Genomic DNA, 20,564 nt, shown 5'->3' with positions numbered 1-20,564 from the left:
AATATGGGACGTTACGCACATCTGGCCTACACCGACTCCGTGCGGGAGGTCCAGCGCGAAAACGGCAGCGCCGCAGCGGTCGAGCGCCCCCTGCGCCAAGGCGCCGACCCGGAACCGCTGCTGGACAACGAAACCGCGTTCATCGAGTCCCGCGACGGGTTCTACCTCGCCAGCGTCAGCGAAACCGGCTGGCCCTACCTGCAATTCCGTGGCGGCCCGCCCGGCTTCGCGCACGTACTCGACCAGCACACCCTCGGTTTCGCCGACGTGCGCGGCAACCGGCAGTACATCACCACCGGGAACGTCCGCGCCGACGGCCGGGTCGCCCTGTTCCTGATGGACTATCCGAACCGCATGCGGCTGAAGATCTTCGGCCGCGCGACGACCCACCCGCTGACCGAGAATCCCGCCCTGACCGAGCGGCTGTGCTCGGTGCGCACCGACGGCCGCCCGGAACGGCTGGTCGTCATCCGAGTCGAAGGCTGCAACTGGAACTGCCACCAGCACATCACCCCGCGCTACACCCCCGCCGAACTGGAAGCCGCGCTGACCCCGATCCGCGAGAAGCTGACCGCCCTCGAGGAGGAGAACTCCCGGCTGCGCGCGCAACTCCCGGCGACCCCGTAACCGGATACGCGCGGTGATGCAGGCTCCAGCCCGGTGTCACAGCGCGTTGTGGAGCGCGATCCGGAGTTCGGCCGCGTGATCCGGTGCGCCGATGGTGCGCAGTTGCCGGATCAGACGGTAGAGCTGGATTTCGGTTCGGGTGGACTGGGTTTCGGCGACGATGGCGAGGGCGTGCTCGGCCACGTCGAGCGCTCGGTCGGGTTTGCCGGTGCGTGCCAGGGCGAGGGCCAGGAGGGCCAGGCTGCGGCCCAGGTCGCGGCGGTTTTCGGGATGCCAGCGGGAGAGCCGGGGTTCGAGGGCGTCGATGGCCTGTTCGGGGCGGCCGAGGTCGACCAGGCAGTCCGCGGCCTCCATGGCGATGTACTCGGTGGTGCAGTGCCGGGCGGGATCGTCGGCGCGTTCCTCGGGATGTGCCACGTGCCGGGCCGCCTGGTCGAGATCACGGAAACAGCTGTCGGCGTGGCCGAGACGGGCGTGGCCGTGGGCGAGCTGGCACAGCGCCATCGCGCGCTGCCGGTGGGACAGATCCACGGGCGCGTACAGCGCCGCCCGGGCCAGTTCGATGGCGGCGTGCGCATTGCCGGCATCGGCGGCGAGACTGCTCTGCCGGGTGCGGATATAGGACAGCAGCCGATCGGCGCGTGATTTCTGCGCCAGACTCGCCGCGCGGGACGTCCACTCGGTGGCGGCGGCGAGATTCCCGGAATCCTGGTGCAGCCAGCCGAGGAACTCGGCGAACCTGGCGTGCACGATGCGCAGTTCCGCGCGGGTCCCCTCGCGACCGGTGCGCTCGAGGTGCTCGATGAACTTCGCCTGCTGGGTCACGATCGGCAGCAGGGAATGCGAGCCCGCCAGCCGGTCGGCGAGCACGTACTCGCCGAGGGTGCTCAGCAGCGAATCGGCGAGGACGGGCTCCGGAGCCGGTGTGGCGGTGGCGATCACGGCGCCGTTGGGCAGCTGGAGCCGCTCCGCGGGAGCGGCGGGCGACGGCGCCGGATCGTCGAGTTCGAACCACAGCAGTTCGGCGGGCACGCCGAGGACCCGCGCGTAGTGTGCGAGCTTGTCCAGATCACGAACCCGGTTGCGACCGTTCTCGATCCGGCTGAGCTGTCCCTGCGTGATGCCGAGCGAGTCGGCGAGTTCGGTCTGCGGGATCGGACGCGGCCCGTGGGCCTCGTGGTGCCGCCAGGCACGCATCACGGCGCCGATATCCTTGCCGTGCAACGCCTTGCGCATCTCGTCGCTGCGCCACGCCGCCGGCGGCAGCTGGGGTATCCGCCGACCGGCCCGCCCGCAGGCGGCACAGCACACCGACGTGTTGTCCCGGGCCAGCCGGGCTCCGCATCGCACACACATGCGGAACCCGCTGTCGGCCTGACGTTTTCCACTATGTCCGCACCCCGTCACCATTCGGCTACCGATGTGGGCACTATCCGATACCGTCATGTCACGAACCAGCCTTGCCAGTCGTCGCCCCCGACGCGACTATCCTTTCCTTTCAGCACGCAATAATGCGTTCTCAAAATTGCGTGCAGCCGATAGCCCAATGGTATCCGGAATGCCCTCGGAAACATCCGATACACAAGCCTTGTTCGGAACCTATGCGACACACGCATATTTCCACCGAAACAATTGATCTTCGAGCTACCCGTCCACCACTCGACGCCTCGGCGAATAACATTGCGCCACAAGGAGAAAGCTCCACCGAAAGCCCAATACCCCTGACCTCAACCAGAATCCGAGCCAACCGGTCGACTTGGTAAAGCCCCCTTCAGCCCCCGGCCTCCGTTGATCTCGCAACACACGGGCGTACTCGAAGATTGATCAATTACCCACCGGCACCGCGCCGCCCGTCACCGGACCCCGGAACCGGTCCCCTACCCGCACCGATCCGCAACGCCCAGCGCCGCTCCCACAGAGTTCCCGCGCGCCGCACCCACCGCCGCGAGCAACCGGCCCGCAAGACCTTGCCGACGAACCGGGGGCACCCCACCCGCCCCAACGCAGGTTTACCCCCACCGGAAACCGATCTCCAACCAACCGCCCGCCACCCACACCGGCCCCTGACCGAACCAGCCCGCCGAAGCGGCAGCACCTCCACGGCCGGCCTTCTCCACCCCTGCGAGTCCACCCCCGCCCCGCGAAACCGATCAGCCCCACCCCGACACCCCGAAGCCGATGCCATGCCGATTTGGCTCCCGGAGGGGGTCCTGGGGTAATCTCATCGAGCACCCGCACCAGCGGGAGCAACGGGCTGTGGCGCAGCTTGGTAGCGCACCTGACTGGGGGTCAGGTGGTCGCAGGTTCAAATCCTGTCAGCCCGACCAGGTCAGAGGGGGTTTCCCCCTTCTCGGGTCCTGTTCTGTGGACCAATCGTGGACCACGGGCAGGAGCCCGGGTACGCCGAGACTGCCATGCACAGGCGTCATTATCGGGTGCGAGGCACTCGATCAGCACCGCGGTCCCGCTCACTCGAGTCCGAAGTCCGACACGGGTCGGTCACTCCCCCAACCAGGGATGCTGGAAGGTTGCGGGCATGTCGCGCACGGACTTACCGTAGAGGTGCACTCCAGTTCGTGGAGGTTCCCGGCAACCGCCGCAGGGCCGAGCGCATGCGCAAACTCGCTGCCCGCGGCATCGACCCCGTCAAAGCCGACATCACCCTGCTCGACTACGGCGCCAACAACATGGACACCGCCCCGGTAGGGCTGGAAGACAAAAGCAAAGACCCCTACCTGTGCGGCTGGCGCCAGCGGGTCGTACCAACGCTCGGCCACCTCCAGTACCGACGATCACCAACGGCGTCGTCGACCGCGCAGTGGTCCAGTGGATCGCCGAAGACGGCTGCGGCAAATCGACCATCAAGAACACCCTCGCCGTCCTGGTCCGCGTCATGGAGCAGGCGCGCCGTGACGGCCTGGTCGATCTCAACCCCGCCCGCGTCCGCGGCTGGCAGGCGCTGTATAAACAGATCGAAGACGAGCTGAAAGACCCACGCACACTTGCCATACCGAACTGGCAGGCGCTCGGGGACCTCTGCGATGCGCTGGTGGCGGCCACTTACGTGTTCACGCTGCCGAACCCTCGTCCGGGGCAGCTGTTGGACCTGACCTGGGCCACCGTTCGGCTACGGCGTGGAACGGCTGTCCGCGCAGATCAAGAATGTCGGACGACGGCTCGACGTCGATGTGTGCTTCGGGGTCAACGAGGCCGGTCTAGTGATGGCCAGCTTCCTGGCGTCGTCCCGCTTCTCCCGCTGCAAGATCGGCTACCTGCGCGGCAACAAGATTCCGCGACGGCATCGACCTCGACGACGCCTCGTTCTTCCCCGCCACCGAAACAGCCACCACCATCTTCATCTGCGATTTCGAGATCAAGCACGCCGACGTCATCGGATACCTCACCTGCCGAGTGCGCGAACACTACCCGACCGCAGACCTGTACTTCGCCGTGTTCGGCGCCATGACCAAGAGCCGCGACCTGCGAGTGACAAGCTTCGACGACCTGACCGGAGCGAAAATCATGCACGCCGCCGACCTCGAAGCCGTCTTCATCGCTGCCACAAGGAGCCCGCCCGGAATCGAGCCCCCGCTGGAGTTGCGATGGCTCACCAAGAAAGCGTTCAGCCAGCGACCGAACCGAACACCATCCCCGACCTCGCGCAGAACATCGCCGGCCTCGTACGTCGGATGATGCTCGAACTCCGGCCACGACTGATCGACGCCGCCCTCACCGGCCGCCGCGCGGAAAACGAGAACCTGCGCCACACCGACAACTTCCTGTCCGACTACGACCTGTGGATGCACCAACGCTACAAAGACCTACTGGTCGAACACATTCCAGCCTTCGTCTACGCCTCCGAAGAAGCCGACCCCGAAGTCATCGGCGACGAAACCGACCCCGACCTGTGCGTCCTCGTCGACCCCCTCGACACCAGCGAACTGGCCGTGCGCGGCCTCTACGGCTACACGCACATCCTGATCTACTCGCGCTCTCAGGCGCGGCCGATCATCGCTGTCGTCGGCGACATCTTCCACCACGTCCAGCTCTACCTCGCCGCCCGGGACGAAAACGGCACCGATCGAGCCTTCATGATCACCGCCGACAGCATAGAACACACCCTCGACCAGCCCTCACAGGCCACACTGCCCGACGCGCTGGTCACCAACTATCTGATGCGTCCCGAACAACGATTCCAGCCGCTGGCTCGGCAACAGCAATTCCTGACCGCACCGAGCGCCGCACCCGGCAACGGCAAGGCAAAAGGCTGCATCGGTGTCGACTTCGGGTCCGTCGGCCTCTGCCACGTAGCCACCTCGCAAACGAACCACTTCGCAAGATCGTCAGCGCGAACCCCACCCAAGCGGTACCGCCCGTCGACACGGCTCCCGAACCAAAGTGGACAACAATAGGACAGCTGAACTTACCATTCTTATCGAACCAACCGCGCCTCGCATGTCCAGCCAGGTGATGAAATCCGCTGCTCACCACCGCAATAAATACTCTCGTATGGACAAAGTTGATCGCAATAACTGTTGCCATTAACGGTCACTTCATCTATCCTTCCAACATCATCGACGGCGGCACGCACACAGGCCGACGCCAAGCTGACACCAACTGTCGGCTCGCGTAAGGCCCCACCCGAACCGCCGGTCGTTCCGCAGTCAGTGGTGGACGAAGGAGTCCTTCGGCGACCACCGCCAGCACCGAAGATTGACGAGCCGCCGACCCAAGGAGTAAATCGTTGACACGTCTGACCGGATACGCCGACAAGCTCAGCGTCAAGAACGGCGAATCGATCACCTTCTTTGTGAACGCCCCGCGTGGCCGCTACGACTGCCAGGTCAAACGACTCTTCAGCGTCGACGATCGCCCCCACGCGCCGGGATGGTCCGAACAGGATGTCCCGAGCCCGATCGACGGCAACCATGCTGGACAGCCGCAGGAGATCGTGTCGGGGTCATACCTTGTCGCTCCCGCTCCTGGCGTGCTCGATGGCGACGAGGGTTGGGCGCTGGCCCTCGCGGTCCAGCCGTCGAGACTGTCACGGGAAGAGCGCACACCTGTGCTGACACGAGCGGCGGGCACGGCGGACGTCGGACTGTACGTTTCGCCAAGCGGCTTCGAGTTCACCTACCTCGAGTCCGGTGAACACACAGCACTCACCGCGAAGCTGCCGGTCGAATGTGGCCGCTGGTACGACGTGGTCCTCGGCCGGCGGGTGCAGAATGCTGGTAGCAGCGCGGTGGATCTGATCATCCGTAGCTCTCCTGCACGTCGCACAGGAGCGACGAGCATCCGCGTGAGCGCCGTAGCCAGCTCGTTCGAGTTCGGATCGGGCGAGCTGTTCGTGGCCGCCACGATGGGAGCAGAACGACCAGCTCGGCTCTTCGACGGCAAGGTGTCCTCCCCCGTTCTGACACGAGGCAACCGCTCCGAGGACGAGCTCGACTTGTTGCTGACAGACCGGACCCCGCATCGCCACCGCGCCGTCGCGGCCGCCTGGGACTTCGCCGCCGAGCCGCACGCCGACCGCGTCCGCGACGTCTCAGGAAACGAGCTGCACGCACGGACGGTCAATCTTCCCGCCCGCGCGGTCACCGGCCCGAAGTGGGACGGCACCGAACATGACTTCCGGCACTACCCGGAGCACTACGATGCCATCCACTTTCACCACGAAGACCTCGAGGACGCGCGCTGGCAGCCATCCCTCGAGCTCACGATTCCTGAAGGCTGGGACAGCGGCGCCTACGTTGCCGCCCTCACCGACGCCGAGTCCACAGAGTACGTGCCCTTCTACGTCCGTCCCCGCATCGCGTCCGGCGACGTCCTCTTTCTCGCACCGACGAACACCTACCTGGCCTACGGCAACCAGCAATACCAGAACGACGCTGCGGAAAGCTCGCTGTCGCTGATGAAAGACGAGCCCATCGTCGGCAACAGCTATGACCACTACCTCGCGCAGCATCCGGAGTACGGCCTCTCGCTGTACGACCTGCACGCCGACGGAGTCGGAGTGCGTTACTCGTCCGCCCGGCGCCCCATTCTTACCTGGCGGCCTGACTACAGCGCATGGCTCACCAGCGCACCCCGGCACTACGCGGCAGACTTTTACATCATCGGTTGGCTCGCCCACGAAGGCTTTACGGTCGACATAGCCACCGACGAGGACCTCGATGCCGAAGGAACCGACCTCCTGAACCAGTACAAGGTCGTCATCACCGGCTCCCATCCCGAGTACTACACCGGCAAAATGCTGGACTCGCTCGAGGAATTCACCGAGCGCGGCGGCCGAATGATGTATCTCGGCGGCAACGGCTTCTACTGGGTCACGAGCTACGACCCCGAACGACGCCACGTCATCGAAGTGCGCCGCGGCTACGCCGGAAACGCCGACTTCCGATCGCCCTACGGCGAAGCCCGGCACTCCACCACCGGCGAGATGGGCGGCATCTGGCGACTGCGCGGACGAACACCGAACGAGCTCACCGGTGTCGGCTACACGGCCAATGGCTGGTCAAGGGGATCAGGATACAAGCGTGCCGAGCCGAGCGCGTACGACTGGGTGTTCGACGGCATCGGGTCCGAGGAAACCATCGGCGACTTCGGACTCGTGCTCGGTGCCGCGGGCGGCGACGAACTCGATCGAGCCAACACTGCGGCGGGCACCCCACCTCACACCGTCATCCTGGCGACTACCACGGGCTTCTCCGACTACTACCAACCTGTGAGCGAGGAGCACAGCGTCTTCGTCCCCGGACAAGGCGGCACGAAGAACCCCAACGTCCGAGCCGACATCACCGTAGTCGAGACCTCCTCTGGGGGCGCCGTCTTCAGCGTCGGCTCTATCTCGTGGGCAGGAAGCCTGGCTTACAACAAATATGACAACAATGTCGCAAAATTGACGTTGAACGTCCTTCGCGGCTTCCTGAGTCGTCGCTCCCTGAAGGATTCAGCTAGCTGACGATTGACCAACGATCTCGTATCCAATTACGCGAACATACACCGGCAGACCCGGCAGGACCTACGATTATGTCTGACGAATCAATGACGCTTCAGCATGCCTCAAAACCATCCATCCCTCCAGAGGACCTTCCGGTGCTCGAAGAGCAGCACCGGCCACTCAGTTACTTCCTGGGATTTTTCGCAGGTGAAAACATTGCCGGCACCGCCTTCGTCATCGGCGCGTCCTTTGTGGCATGGGGTGCCGGAGTCGTACAGACGCTTGCGGGCATGCTGGTCGGCGCAACGCTGGGAGTGCTGAGTTACACACTTGTCACCACCAGGATCAGTGTAGATGTACGCGTTACCCTTTATACCTACCTCAAACGAATAGCCGGCCCATGGTTTACCAGGGTCTACAACATCACCAATGGCGTCATCTCCTGCATCATGGCGGGCGCGATGATCGCCGTCGCGGCTTCGGCGATCCGAATCGTACTTGGTATACCACCGCAGACCGAGTGGTTCCCCTCGAGCGTCAGCTACGTACTAGTGGTTGTCGCCGTCGGCCTACTCATCACGGTCGTCGCTGCTTATGGATTCAACTCTGTCGCCAAGTTCGCCACGGTGTGCACCCCGTGGCTGGTGGTTGTTTTCGTCGTAGGGCTCATCGTCTCCTATGGCACCCTGATCCAGGGTTCAGACACGAGCGGCGGCTTGTGGAATAGCATCGGTGACGTCAGTTCATCGATGATCTGGCCGTCCGGAGTCGGTGAGGGGCTCACCTTCTGGCACGTCGCTGCGTATACCTGGGGCGTGACCGTCGTATTCCATCTCGGTCTGACCGATATGGCCGTCATGCGATACGCGAAGAGCACCTGGTACGGCCTTGCCTCCGCGACCGGCCAGTTCGGCGGCTTCGTGCTGTCCTGGATCAGCGCCGGTGCGATGGGGGCAGCGGCAGCCTTCTCTCTCGAAACGACCATTGGTCAACTCGACGCCGGAACCCTGGCCTATTCCACGCTAGGGATATTCGGGATCGTGGTCGTCATCATTTCCGGCTGGAGTACCAGCAACCCTGCCATCTATCGCGCTGGACTCGCATTTCAATCACTCAAGCCAGGATTCAGCGAGAAGAAGGCTATCTTCGCAACAGGACTCACTGTCACCTTCATCGCATGCTTCCCCTTGGTCTTCAATAAACTCGTCGATATCATCGCAATATACGGACTGGTCCTCATTCCCGTCGGCGCACTCGTTTCCGTCGAACACTGGATATTTCCCAGGATTCGTTTTACACGATACTGGTCCTACTTCAAGGGAAATCGCTGTAACCCCGCTGCGTTCGCGACCTGGCTCATCAGTGCACTCCTCACGACCGCACTCATCGTGTGGTCGCCGATCCACATGTACTTCCTCTTTCCCATCATCTATATCTTTGCCGCCGTGCTCTACACGATTCTGGCGGGTATGGCGGGCGCGCGGAGGAGCTACCCCACGGAATCTCTGCAATTGCAAGCCCTTGACGAGGAGGCAACCGCGGCCGCGCGCACAGCCGGAGAAGCGACGCCAAAGGTGGTCGAAGCCTCCTTCATCGACGGACTGACGCGGCGGCCACAGGCGAGGGTCGTGCTCACCATGATGGCGACGACCACTTTGGCTCTGGTAGTCGTCGTGTCGGCACTATGGGCAGCCGGAGAAGTCACCTCCACGACTTATCAGACGGCGGTTCTAATCCTCACCGTGGCGTACTTCGGAGCCTCTATCCTCTTGCTATATGCACTCGAAGCGCGGCGCTCTTGCGAATCACGGACCAGCGATCACCCTAAAACTGCTATCGGTAGTTGACATCTGGTCTGTTGACCATATGGATTCCGTGCGAGTGAGCCCGTGTTGGACCGCGAGTTGCGCCGATGTCTCGCCCTGGCAGTACTACGAGCGAGGGTGACTCGTTCTTAACCTTGGCGATTCACGCTGGTGAGCCGACGGTGCCCCGGAAAATGGCGAAAGGTGCTCTGAACTGCGATAATTCAGCGTGCTGAGGGCTGGATTTTCGAGTTTGCAGGAGCACCTTTCTGGTGAGGGATTCTACGTGGTACCCGCGGCTGGCCGCCGACGGGGACGGGCAGTCAGCGGAAGAGGCGGAAGAACCCGCGGACCTGCTCGACCAGTGACTCCGGCTGCTCCAGCGCGGCGAAGTGGCCGCCTCGCGGCAGTTCTTCGAACCAGCGCAGGTCGGTGAACCGCAGCTCGGCCTCCCGCCGCGACGGGCGGGTTATGTCGCGCGGGTAGACCGACAGCCCGGACGGCGCGGTGACCTTGTCCCGGAAGTTGGCGAAACTCTCCCAATACAGGCGCGCCGATGACGTGGCCGACGCGGTGAACCAATAGACCGAGATCTCGTCGAGGATCGTCTGCCGCGACACCGCGTCCTCGGGGTGGCCGTTGTTGTCCGTCCAGGCCCAGAACTTCTCGGCGATCCAGGCGGCCTGGCCCGCCGGGGAGTCGGTGAGGCCGTAGCCGAGCGTCTGCGGCCGGCTCGCCTGCAGCGCCGAGTACCCCCGGCCGGTGCGCTGGAACTCCTTCTCGGCCTCGAGGTTCGCCAGCTCCGCGGGCGTCGGGTCGTCGAACGTGCCCGCCGTCACGGACCCCAAGTTCAGGTGCACGCCGGCAACCCGGTCGGGCGCCACCTCGCCCAGCGCGCCGGACACCGCCGAACCCCAGTCACCGCCCTGCGCGCCGTACCGCTCGTAACCCAGCGAAACCATCAATGTGTCCCAGGCGCGCGCGATGCGAGTGATGCCCCACCCGGTCGTCGACGGCTTGTCACTCCAGCCGTATCCGGGCAACGACGGCGCGACCACGTGGAATGCGTCCGCCGGGTCCCCGCCGTGTGCGCGCGGGTCGGTCAGCGGGCCGAGGACCTCCAGGAACTCGAGCACCGAACCCGGCCACCCGTGCGTGAGCACCAGCGGGAACGCCTCCGGCTCCGGCGAGCGGACGTGCAGGAAGTGGATGCCCAACCCGTCGATTGTGTCGCGGTACTGCGGGAAAACGTTCAGCCGCTCGGCGAACCCGAAGTCGTAGTCGTCGGCCCAGCTGCGGCAAAGCTCCTGTGCATAAGCTAGCGGCAATCCCTGCGACCAGTCGTCCACCGGCTCGGGCTCGGGCCACCGCGTCCGTCGCAACCGTTCGCGCAGATCCGCGATCTCGGCTTCGGTGATGCTGACCTGGAACGGCTCGGCGGCCACAGCGGGGCTCCTTTTCCTCGGCAAGACGTTATCGGATCAGATGTAGGTCACAGGGTGAAGCCGTCGATCGGCTCCGAGGTGTGGACCGTCATCGCGGGCTCCCACACGTGTCGTCAGGTTCGGGTCGGCGGCCGGCGCCAGGGCGCCGGGTCAGGCTGAGGACGAGTCCGGTTAAGGGAAGTGCCGCGAGCACGGCGAGCGCCACCGGCACGGACACGACGCCGGACAGGCCTGCGACAGCGGCCGGACCGATCCCGCCACCCAGGAAGATCATGAAGTTGAGCAGGCCCTGTGCGGTGTTGCGGTCGCGCGTGGCGACCAGTTCCGGCGCGAGGCTCACCAGAACGGCCTGAGCGCCGGCGAACCCACACACGGTCAGCGCCGCGCCGGCGACAACCGAGATCGGCCCGGTGAAGACCGCGACCACGAGCACGCCGACGACGGTGAGTGCCGCGAGCCCGGCCGACACCTGCCAACCGGTGAACCGGTCGGTCAAGGTGCCGACCAGCCGCCCTGCCAGCACCGAGCAGGCGGCGGCCGGGACCAAGAGTGCGCCGGCTTCGAGGGCGCCACCGCCCGTGGCCTGCTCGATCAGGGACGGGGCGAGGAACAGCACCCCGTAGTAGCCGGCGAAGACCGTCCCGCCGACGAGCCCGGCCGACAGGAAGCCGCGGGCCGATATCACCCGCCGAGGCACGAACCCGTCGGGCGTGCGTCGCACGCGCCACCAAAGCCCCACGGCGGCGAGCGCCCCGGCGGCAGCCACGACGAGCGTGATCGGAGCGGGCAGCCCGACCGAATGCGCCTGCAGCAACGTGATCACCGAGCCGGCGAGTACCGAAAGCACGGCCGCGCCGGCGATGTCGAGTCGCCCGGCCGAGCCGTCCCACTCGCCGCCACCGATCCGCGTGAATGTGCGCCTACCCGCCATTGCGGCCAGCAGAAGGGGCAGCGCGAGGACCGGGATCGCGAGCACGGCACGCCACCCCAGCCATGCGGTCACCGCCCCGCCCAACAGGGTCCCGCACGCCGACGCCGTCGCGCTGGCGGCGGCAATGACTCCCAGCGCGCGGATCCGTTCCCGCCCGGGAAGTGCGGTGGCCGCAGCGAAGACGGCGATCACGGTCGCGCCCGCACCGGCGCCACCGATCAGTCGACCGACGATCACGACCGGCAGTGTCGGGCCGGCTCCCGCGAGCGCCGAGCCCGCGGCGAGTGCCACGACCCCGGCGACGAGTACCCGGAAGGGGCTCCACCGGGCCATCAGCCGACCCGCGACCGGCATCGCAAGCGCGGAGGTCAACGACCATGCGGCAAGAATCCATGCCGTGGCCCCGAACGGCACCGCGAGCGCGCGGCCGATGGCCGGCAGCGCCACCGACGGCGCTCCCAGCGCTACGTACTGTGGCAGCACCAGTATCCCCAGGGCCAGCCCCAGCCAGCGCCCATCGGGGCCGTGGTTCGACACGCCGCTGAGGGCCCTTCCGGACGGGATCGTCTGCGGCATCGTCGTCTCCTCCCCAGGTACGTTGTGACATGTGAAAGCTACTATGGGTGTCACGTTACGGAGCAATGAGGAGACACGTCAAATGCTTGATGCGTGTTACACCGCCTCGGCGGTCCAGACGGCCGTCGATCTTGCCAACACCTTGAAGCCGATCAAGGGAGAGGACGCGCTCGAAACCGTGGAGCAACTCCGGGACTTCCTCGATGAGCATTTCCCCGCAGGCCCGGTCGAGCCTCCGAGTTCGGCCGCAGACCGATGGGCCGGTATGCGGCAGCGTCTCACCCGCGCCGACCTAGCGGAGGTCCGCGCGTTGCGGGAGACGGTTCGTGCCGTGCTCGAACAAGCGAGCACCGACCCGGTTGGGGCCGCAGCCCTGATCAATGACGGCCTGCGTCACAGCCGCGCCACCCCGGCGCTGCGCCACGATCACGACCGCTGGTGGACCGAGGTCACCTCCGACACCGACCACTGCTCGGCGCACCTGGCCGCGGCCACGCTCAGCGCACTGGCCTCCGTGATCGCCACGCTCGGTCCGACTCGTCTCGGCGTATGTGCCGGGCCGAACTGCCGGGCCACTTTCGTGGACCTCTCACGCAACGGCTCGAAGCAGTACTGCACCCGAACCTGCGCGCACCGGGCCAGCGTCGCGGCCTACCGGAGTCGGCACAACCCGCGTTGAGTGCCGCCACATGACCCAGTCAGGTCCGCTCGGGTGTCCCGTCCGGGCCGGTGAGAGGGTTCAGCGTCGCATTCGCGATCCTCCCGTGCAGGGCCGATGGGCACGACCGAGCATCCGGACAACCGCCGGGTTCGTATCGATGATGGCGAAAGGTGCTCTGAACTGCGATAATTCAGCGTGCTGAGGGCTGGATTTTCGAGTTTGCAGGAGCACCTTTCTGGTGAGGGATTCTACGTGGTACCCGCGGCTGGCCGCCGACGGGGACGGTGCCGGTCTGGTGTCGCAGGCTGGGGCGGTGCTGCTGGTGCGTACGGCGGAGAGGATCGGGCTGGTGAAGAGCCTGTCCGAGGTGCTGGCGCCGTGGCAGAAGCCGCTTGCGACACATGATCCGGGCAAGACCGTGCTGGATCTGACGATCGCTGTGGCCGCGGGCGCGGACTGCGTGTCGGATGTGATGGTGCTGCGGGACCAGCCGGGGGTGTTCGGCCCGGTCACGAGTGCGGCGGGCCGGTGGTCTCCCGGATTGTGAGGTTCCACGGCAGGCCCAGGTGTCCGGTCGGCGCGCCGTTGATCGCGGCGAACAGCATCTCCGCCGCCCATTGTCCCTTGTCCATCAGTGGTTGGTGCACCGTCGTCAGTCCCCGGTGCTCGGCAGCAGGGATATCGTCGAAGCCGACCACCGACAGCGCGGTGGGAACGCCTATCCCCCGTTCGGCACAGATGTCGAGAACCCCTACGGCCATGACGTCGCTGATCGCCAGAACCGCCGAGACCGCCGATTCGTGGCTCAGTAGGATTTCCGCAGCCCGCCGTGCGTGCGTCGAGGAGTACCCGCCGGCCTCCACGATCGGCACCTCGGCGATCGGCAGCCCCCGGTCGGCGAAGGCGTCGGCGTAGCCGCGCAGGCGTTCCCTCGCCACGAGATCGCGGCCGCGGCTCACTCGAGCCTCCGATACCGCGCCGACGTAGCCGTCCGGCGAGAGCCGGTCGACCAGTACACCGATGCGTCGATGCCCCTGCGCGAGCAGGTGTTCGGCCGCAGCGCCGGCGGCGGCACGCTCATCGATGCCGACCCAGCCGACTCCCTGGATCTTCGGCGCGTCGACAATGACGAGTGGCGCACCCCGCTGCCGCACGCTGCCGACAGCGGGATGCTCATCGGGCAGATTGAACGCGATGAACCCGTCGACCACCGCCCGTTGCAGTATCGACCGCGCACGCTCGCTCTCCGACCGGCCGCCGCGGCCGGCCGCCCCACCGAGCGGCAGCAGTGCGAGTACCGTGTCCGCGGTCTGGCTCGAGTGCGCGATCCCCTGCAGGAGCAGGGTGCTCGCGGGGTCGTCGACCGCGTATGACAGCCAGTCCGTGATCATGAATCCGATCGAACCGACCGTCCCCGTCCGCAGGCTGCTCGCGCCGGGGTGCGGCCCGCCGTACCCCAGCGATTCCGCCGCAGCGAGGATTTCGGCGCGTTTGGATTTCGACAACCGCTCCGGATGATTGAAGGCATTCGACACCGTGGCCACCGACACCCCGGTAGCCGCGGCGATCTCCTTCATCGTCAGCACCATGTGAACACCTCCTCGAGAACAATACGGCGTTCACAGGACACCGGACGAGTGGATCAGGCGTTGGTGTACAGCGCGGCGCCCAGGCCGCCGTCGACCACAATCGCGGCGCCATTAACGAAAGACGACTCGTCCGAAACGAGGAAACGGACGACATTGGCGACCTCGGCAGGGTCGGCGATCCGCTCCACCGGGTATGCCGACGCGACCTGTCTGCGCGCCTCCTCCGGATCGTCGTGAGCGGCGAAGTACTGCTGCACCATCGGGGTGTCCATATCGCCGGGTAGCACCGCGTTCGCGCGGATTCCACTGCGAGCGAGCGAACGGGTGACCGCAATGCTGCGGGTGAGCCCCAGCACGGCGTGCTTGCTCGTGGTGTAGGCGGTCAGCATGGGATCCGCGGACACCGACAGCACCGAGGCGATATTGACGATGCTCCCGCCGGTCCGCGCCCGCAGCATCGCCTGCGCACCGTACTTGCAGACCCAGAACGCGCCGCGAACATTGGTGCGGTCGATCTCGTCCCAATCCTCGTTCGTGGTCTCCAGGAAGTCGCGCTCGATCTGGCGGCCGGCATTGTTGACCACGTAGCGCAGCGCGCCGAACTGCTGCTCGACGGCCTTGATCGCGGCGCGGACCTGCTCTTCGTCGCCGACATCACCCTGCCGGGCGATCACCGAGCCGGCGAGACCTTCTGCCAGAGCGGCGGTTTCGCTCAGACCATCCATATTGCGGCTCAACGCCAGCACATCGGCGCCGGCGGCGGCGAGCGCGAGAGCGGTCGCGCGGCCGAGCCCACCGGACGCACCGGTCACCAGACCGGCCATCCCTGCGCATGAGGTCATGAGAGTTCTCCTTCTCGAATGATGAAGTGGGAGATTGATCCCGGGCAGCCCGGAATCAATCCATCAGCAGACCGCCGTTGACGTTGATCGCCTCGCCGGTGATCTGGCGGGCACGACGGGACGAGAGGAAACACACGGCATCGGCGATGTCACCGGGCTCCTGGAACTCGCCGAGCGGCATGTCCTTCAGCCAGTTCTGCTCGATGGCCTTCGGATCCTCGCCGGTCAGGCCGGAGATGATCTGGTACTCCCGCTGTTGCATCTCGGTGTTCACGACGCCGGGGCACACCGCATTGACCCGGATTTCCGGCGCGGCCTCCAGCGCTGCGGTCTGGGTCAACGAGATCACCGCCGCCTTCGAGGCACAGTAACCGGCCAGGTTGACCATGCCCTTCTTGCCTGCCAGCGAGGAGAGGTTGACGATGCTTCCGCGGCCCTGGGCCTTCATGATCGGCAGCACCGCGCGCATACCGAGGAACACGCCGGTGACGTTGACATCGACGACCCGCCGGAACGCCTGCGGTTCGGTGTCGACGATCGGGCCGATGTGCAGAGTGCCGGCGTTGTTGATCCAATGATCGATGCGGCCGAACTCCGCGACCACTCGCTCGGCGAGAGCCGCCACCTCCGCCGGCGCGCTCACATCGCACTGCTGAGCGAGGGCGCGTACACCGTGCGCCGAACCGAGCTCCGTCGCGACGGCCCGCGCCTTATCGCCGTCCAGGTCGCACACCGCCACGTCGGCGCCACGTCGAGCCGCCTCCACGGCGATCTCTCGGCCCAGCCCCTGCGCGGCCCCGGTGACGACAAAGACCTCACCTGCGAACTCGCGAGAAGTGTCCGGCCGTTGCTGGTTCTCGGTAGACATGACCCTCCAGGTAAATCGATTAACTAACTTGTATCGCAGAATGCCAGATCAACACGATGAGAGCAAGATTTGAGCAGGAGAAACTCCGACTCATAGCAGTGAAACGATTTATCTCACTCAATCCACCAGCGGGCTCCCGCGGTGGCCAGGGCTACACGGTGTATCTCTCCGACACCAGCGGGATCAGGGCGCGAAAGTACTCCGCCTGTGTCCGGACCATGTGCAGCAGGACCAGCGGAGCACTGCTGCCCGCTTCGAGATAGCGCAACTTTCCCTCATGCCCGTAGTGTCGACGGCACGCGAATCCCGGGACACGGTGCGCCAGCGATGAATTGAGGGCGTGCTCCGAATTCGCACGGGGAGCACGCCCTCGTTCCGGCTGGGCAGAGTCTCAGCCGGAGATCGTGACGGTGCCTTCGCCTCGGTCGGCAACCACCTCGACACGACTACCGCTCTGCAAGAGCCTGTACTCCGCTTCACCGACGACTACCACAGGGCATCGCACGCCGTAGAGTTCGTCGCCGACAACGGCGCCGACGCACAGTACGAAGTCGGGGCGCGCGAGTACGACGGCCGCGGGGCCATGACCCGAGGCCCAGGTCTGGGCGAGAACCTGGGCGTTGGTGCCCGACCCCCGCGTCTCCTCCAGCACGAGCACACAGCCGGTGATGTCGGTGTCTCGTTGCGGATGACTGTGATGAACGATTACACCGGTAGCCGGGTCCAGTCCGCCCCATGCGTTCAGCGGTTCGGTGAGCACGCAGGCGGTGCCGGCTCCACGGCCGTCGACAAGGGCGGTCGCGGCCAGGTGGAGTTCAGAGTGCGTGCTCACGGACGATCCGTCCTTCCACCGCCGATTCGACACAACTGCGCAGGTTCGCGAACAGCACGTCGACCCCGACGTTGCGGGGGGCGTACCAGGCCCATTTCGCCGAGTCGGTCATGACCAGGCCGTCCAGCTTGCCCAGGATCGGCGTGTTGTAGGTGCAGGTGTCCGTCACGATTCGAACACCCAGCTCCCCCAGGGCAGCGGCCCACCCTCGAGTTTCGATCTCGTGGTACACGAACCGGCCGGTGTTCACGTACAGCGGCGAGTTCTCGTGAACCCGACGGTCGTCCAGCATGTCGAGCAGAATTTCGAACTGCCGTATCGAATAATGCGGGGTGCCGAGGCATACCGCTGCCAGTCTTCCGTCGGCGCGGGTGCACAGCTGCTCGAATGCCCGCCGCAGATCGGCGACACCGATATCGACGATCGGCAACCGATCTCCCTCCGGCAGCACCGATTCCAGCGTGGGGGCTTCGGGGGTCACCCCGACGACATGGAAGAGCGCGACCGCACCGGAGGAGGCCGAGGCGGCACCGAACGCTTTCAACTGATCCTCGTTCGCCTCCGGTACGCCGACCACGACCGGAATTCGGCTGCCGCAGATCTCACCTACCACGTGGCCGAGCAACGGAAACACGGCGTCGTCGTCGAACGCGGTCGGCGGCAACCCGCGGACATCGATGACGACTTCGGCCCGGCGACCGCTGTCGAGGTGCAGACCCGCCAGCGGTGCGCGTCCGACGATCGCGGCAGCGATATCGACGAAATCCCCGTAACGCTGAGTTCGCGCTCCCAGGACGCTGTTGGCGAACACGATCGCGTTCGATTCCCCCCAGGCCACGTGAGCGCCGAGCCCGGGACGCTCGGAGAGCTGATAGGGCGCGCACGTCCAGGTGGGCGAACAACCCAGCGCAGCGTACAAGTCCATGAGCTCACGGCCGCGGGCCGCCAGTTCGGCGTCACCGTTCCACAGTTCGGGGTGCAGCAGGTCGACAGCGCCGACGTTCAGCGTGGTGGGTACCGAAACCTTCGCACCGCCCTCGACGAGCCGACGAGCGAAATCGATGGACACCGGCCCGATGTAGATACAGCCGTCGACGTGCGCACTGTCTATATCGATCAGCCTCTCGGCACCCATAGCGCGAGCGACGGCCACGAGTACCCGCATCGCGAGGGCGGCACCCGGTCCGTGATCACCGGCAAGGTAGGACCGGTCTCGAGCGTCGAGAACGAGTGCGGGCGAGGCGGTCATGCTCGCAAGGTCCTTTCATTCGGTCCCGTCACACGGGTCGCGTCGGCGGCGCCATCGGACCTGGGCGCTGCGCTCGTCTCGTGGATAACGCCGGGTGCGAGCGCACCGTGCGCGTCGTGGGCCGCAGCAGTCGCCCGCATCTGCTCGGCGACGGCGATCGCGTCCCCTTCCGGACCGGTAGCGTTCGCATCGGGGTTCCGGGTGAACAGGTAGATCGCTCCGACACCCGCCACCACTACGAAACCGATCAGGGCGATCCATCGGTCGTAGAAGGGTCCGTCACCGGACGGCATACACAGCACCACGATCGAGAACACGCCGTAGACCAGCGCCGCGATCGTGATCGGCAGCCCGAGGCGACCCAGGCCGAAGGCGCCCGCGGGCTTCCAACCACGCAGCCGCATCCGCAGGCTCGCGAAGACCACCATCTGGAAAGCGACATAGACGGCGACCACTTGGAAAGCCGCGATGCGGTACACCGCATCGGGTGCGAAATAGACGAAGAAGATCAGCAGCGCCGGAATGATATTCACCGCAATGAGTGCGTTCACCGGCACCTTGTGCTTCTTCGACATGCGGGCGAAGCGGGCGCTTCCCGGGAACATGTTGTCGCGGGCGAACGAGTACACCAAGCGACTCGCCGCGGACTGCTGGCCCATGACGCAGGCCAGGAACGAAGTCAGCGCGATGACCAGGAACACCTTCATCCCGATCACACCCAGGCTCGCCTCGAGGATGGCCGGAATCGGATTGCCGACCGCGCCGGACACGATCGCAGCCAGATCGGGCGCAGCCAGCAGATATCCGAGGAAGGAAAAGAAGGCGGCACCACAGCCGACCACAACCGTCAACTGCATGGCGCGGGGAATCCGGCGGCCCGGATCGGCCACCTCCTCGGCCACCTCACCACACGCCTCGAATCCGTAGCACAGCAACAAGCCGACCAGCGCAGCACCGATGAAGGCACCCGCGTAGCCCTGGCCATGGCCGGCACCCAGTGTGTCGAACAGCACCGAGAACGACTGCTTGCGCTCGAAAACCAACAGGTACAGGCCCACCACGATGACGCCGCCCAACTCGGCGACGAGGCCGATCTTGGCGAAGCGGGCCAGCGTCGTCGTGCCCCTGGTGCTCAGCAAGAAACAGACCGCAACCATCCCGCCCGCGATGAGCACCCGGGCCAGCGGGCTCGCTCCGGTATCGAGCGAATCGGCGTCGGAGAACAACGCCAGGACGAAATCGGGGCTGAACAGCGCCGTCGTCGTGATGGCCACGATGACCGCGAACACGTAGATCCAGGACACGATCCAGGCATATCGCCCACTCCACAGTCGCCTTGCCCATTGATAGAGACCTCCGGCGAGGGGATACTGCGACACGATTTCCCCGAACACCAGGACGACCAGGAACTGGCCCACCCCGACAATGACGATCCAGAAGATCGACGGCGGGCCCGCCGTGGTGAGTCCCAGTCCGAACAGCGAGAAGACACCGACCATCGGGGACAGGTACAGGAACCCGAGCGCGAAGTTCGCCCAGAGACTCATCTTGCGATCGAAATTCTGCTCGTAGCCCAGCGACCGGAGATGCTCTTCTTCGGCGGTAAGAGTACGCGGATGGGCGGATTCATCGGACATGGCAACCTGCCTGATATCTTTGCTTCCCCGGTGGCCGAGGACAATATTCGAAGTGGGACGGTGGAGCGCTCAGCGGGTCGAATTGTGGGCAAGACTCGATAAGTAGGCGTCACGAGTCAGTCGGCCAGATTCATCGAGTTCCGCCGGTCGGAGCGGTGCGCGGTGACGAGATCGTGTCCGTGGCCGGTCAGCTGGTCGTGCCGAGCGCTTCCGATTCGGCCCCCACCTCCGGTGACGGCGACTCTTCATTCTGCTGCTCCTCGGTTCACGAATGTTCGGCAACAACGATCTGCAGCCCGACGGTGCCTCCCAGGTCATCCGGCCGGCTGAAGTTGCGGAACTGCCGCGCATACCCCTCATCTGCACGCGCGAGCACTGCGCCGACAACGAGGACGCCTCGCGGAACTGTGACATCGCAGGACTACCTGGCTGCCTGACCGGCGGGCGGTACTCGTCTGCGACGGATTCGGCCGCGCTCGGCCGCTCAGCGAGCAAATCCGTGAAGTGCGACATTATCGATCCGATCTGTCGAACCAGGCGGAGTCCGGCCTGGACTGAC

At 65.6% G+C, this 20,564-nt stretch carries 16 protein-coding genes and 1 tRNA gene; 8 read left to right on the top strand and 9 right to left on the bottom strand.

Annotated elements, in window-relative coordinates; all coding sequences use genetic code 11:
- Nucleotides 1–3: 3 nt before the first annotated feature.
- Complete coding sequence (locus D892_RS0126990; RefSeq protein WP_024804223.1) at nt 4–627, top strand: pyridoxamine 5'-phosphate oxidase family protein; 624 nt, start codon at nt 4–6, stop codon at nt 625–627.
- 36 nt (nt 628–663) lie between these two features.
- On the opposite strand, the gene D892_RS0126985 is transcribed toward D892_RS0126990, so the two are convergent.
- Nucleotides 664–1,983, bottom strand: a complete 1,320-nt coding sequence (locus D892_RS0126985) for a helix-turn-helix transcriptional regulator (RefSeq protein WP_024804222.1) — start codon at nt 1,981–1,983, stop codon at nt 664–666.
- Nucleotides 1,984–2,877: 894 nt separating this feature from the next.
- On the opposite strand from D892_RS0126985, the gene D892_RS0126980 reads away from it, so the two are divergent.
- From D892_RS0126980 to D892_RS0126960, 5 genes are all read left to right on the top strand, one after another.
- A tRNA-Pro gene (locus D892_RS0126980) sits at nt 2,878–2,954 on the top strand.
- 249 nt (nt 2,955–3,203) lie between these two features.
- On the top strand, nt 3,204–3,614 hold the full coding sequence (locus D892_RS47035; protein WP_156959700.1) for a hypothetical protein: 411 nt from the start codon (nt 3,204–3,206) through the stop codon (nt 3,612–3,614).
- A 615-nt stretch (nt 3,615–4,229) separates the two neighbouring features.
- On the top strand, nt 4,230–5,039 hold the full coding sequence (locus tag D892_RS42220; protein ID WP_024804220.1) for a hypothetical protein: 810 nt from the start codon (nt 4,230–4,232) through the stop codon (nt 5,037–5,039).
- 332 nt (nt 5,040–5,371) lie between these two features.
- Nucleotides 5,372–7,591 carry a N,N-dimethylformamidase beta subunit family domain-containing protein gene (locus D892_RS0126965; RefSeq protein ID WP_024804219.1) on the top strand — a complete coding sequence of 740 codons (2,220 nt, stop codon included), beginning with the start codon at nt 5,372–5,374 and terminating at the stop codon, nt 7,589–7,591.
- 134 nt (nt 7,592–7,725) lie between these two features.
- Nucleotides 7,726–9,417 (top strand): nucleoside transporter, encoded by a 1,692-nt coding sequence (locus D892_RS0126960; RefSeq protein WP_156959699.1) that lies wholly within the window; start codon nt 7,726–7,728, stop codon nt 9,415–9,417.
- 281 nt (nt 9,418–9,698) lie between these two features.
- On the opposite strand, the gene D892_RS0126955 is transcribed toward D892_RS0126960, so the two are convergent.
- Together D892_RS0126955 and D892_RS0126950 are read right to left on the bottom strand one after the other, a co-directional pair.
- Nucleotides 9,699–10,820: an epoxide hydrolase family protein gene (locus D892_RS0126955; protein WP_024804217.1), complete on the bottom strand. Its 1,122-nt coding sequence runs from the start codon at nt 10,818–10,820 to the stop codon at nt 9,699–9,701.
- 88 nt (nt 10,821–10,908) lie between these two features.
- Entirely contained in the window at nt 10,909–12,327 is a 1,419-nt protein-coding gene (locus tag D892_RS0126950; RefSeq protein ID WP_036567507.1) for an MFS transporter, read from the bottom strand.
- A gap of 82 nt (nt 12,328–12,409) precedes the next feature.
- Between D892_RS0126950 and D892_RS0126945 the strand changes: the two genes are divergently transcribed.
- Both D892_RS0126945 and D892_RS0126940 read left to right on the top strand, forming a co-directional pair.
- A complete protein-coding gene (locus tag D892_RS0126945; protein WP_024804215.1) occupies nt 12,410–13,006 on the top strand; it encodes an ABATE domain-containing protein in 597 nt (198 codons plus the stop codon).
- Between the two features lie 220 nt (nt 13,007–13,226).
- On the top strand, nt 13,227–13,535 hold the full coding sequence (locus D892_RS0126940; protein WP_024804214.1) for a transposase: 309 nt from the start codon (nt 13,227–13,229) through the stop codon (nt 13,533–13,535).
- On the opposite strand, the gene D892_RS0126935 is transcribed toward D892_RS0126940, so the two are convergent.
- The 6 genes from D892_RS0126935 to D892_RS0126905 all read right to left on the bottom strand — a co-directional run bounded on the left by D892_RS0126935 (nt 13,498) and on the right by D892_RS0126905 (nt 20,005).
- Nucleotides 13,498–14,577, bottom strand: coding sequence for a substrate-binding domain-containing protein (locus D892_RS0126935; RefSeq protein ID WP_051499184.1), 1,080 nt, complete (start codon nt 14,575–14,577; stop codon nt 13,498–13,500). The genes D892_RS0126940 and D892_RS0126935 overlap by 38 nt on opposite strands.
- A 53-nt stretch (nt 14,578–14,630) precedes the next feature.
- The gene (locus tag D892_RS0126930) at nt 14,631–15,419 is read right to left on the bottom strand and encodes an SDR family NAD(P)-dependent oxidoreductase (protein WP_024804212.1); all 789 of its coding nucleotides are present in this window, start codon (nt 15,417–15,419) and stop codon (nt 14,631–14,633) included.
- A 55-nt stretch (nt 15,420–15,474) separates the two neighbouring features.
- Nucleotides 15,475–16,287 carry an SDR family NAD(P)-dependent oxidoreductase gene (locus D892_RS0126925; protein WP_024804211.1) on the bottom strand — a complete coding sequence of 271 codons (813 nt, stop codon included), beginning with the start codon at nt 16,285–16,287 and terminating at the stop codon, nt 15,475–15,477.
- A 391-nt stretch (nt 16,288–16,678) separates the two neighbouring features.
- Nucleotides 16,679–17,119, bottom strand: coding sequence for an aconitase X swivel domain-containing protein (locus tag D892_RS0126915; protein WP_024804210.1), 441 nt, complete (start codon nt 17,117–17,119; stop codon nt 16,679–16,681).
- Complete coding sequence (locus D892_RS0126910; RefSeq protein ID WP_024804209.1) at nt 17,103–18,368, bottom strand: aconitase X catalytic domain-containing protein; 1,266 nt, start codon at nt 18,366–18,368, stop codon at nt 17,103–17,105. Before D892_RS0126910 ends, D892_RS0126915 begins: the two co-directional genes overlap by 17 nt.
- Nucleotides 18,365–20,005, bottom strand: coding sequence for an APC family permease (locus tag D892_RS0126905; RefSeq protein WP_024804208.1), 1,641 nt, complete (start codon nt 20,003–20,005; stop codon nt 18,365–18,367). The genes D892_RS0126910 and D892_RS0126905 overlap by 4 nt, the downstream gene beginning before the upstream one ends.
- Nucleotides 20,006–20,564: the final 559 nt, after the last annotated feature.

Origin of the sequence: Nocardia sp. BMG51109 (genome assembly GCF_000526215.1) — a bacterium.
In the GTDB taxonomy this organism is placed as follows: domain Bacteria; phylum Actinomycetota; class Actinomycetes; order Mycobacteriales; family Mycobacteriaceae; genus Nocardia.
The sequence above is the reverse complement of the archived record's forward strand: the minus strand, read 5'-3'. Positions and strand labels throughout refer to the sequence as shown.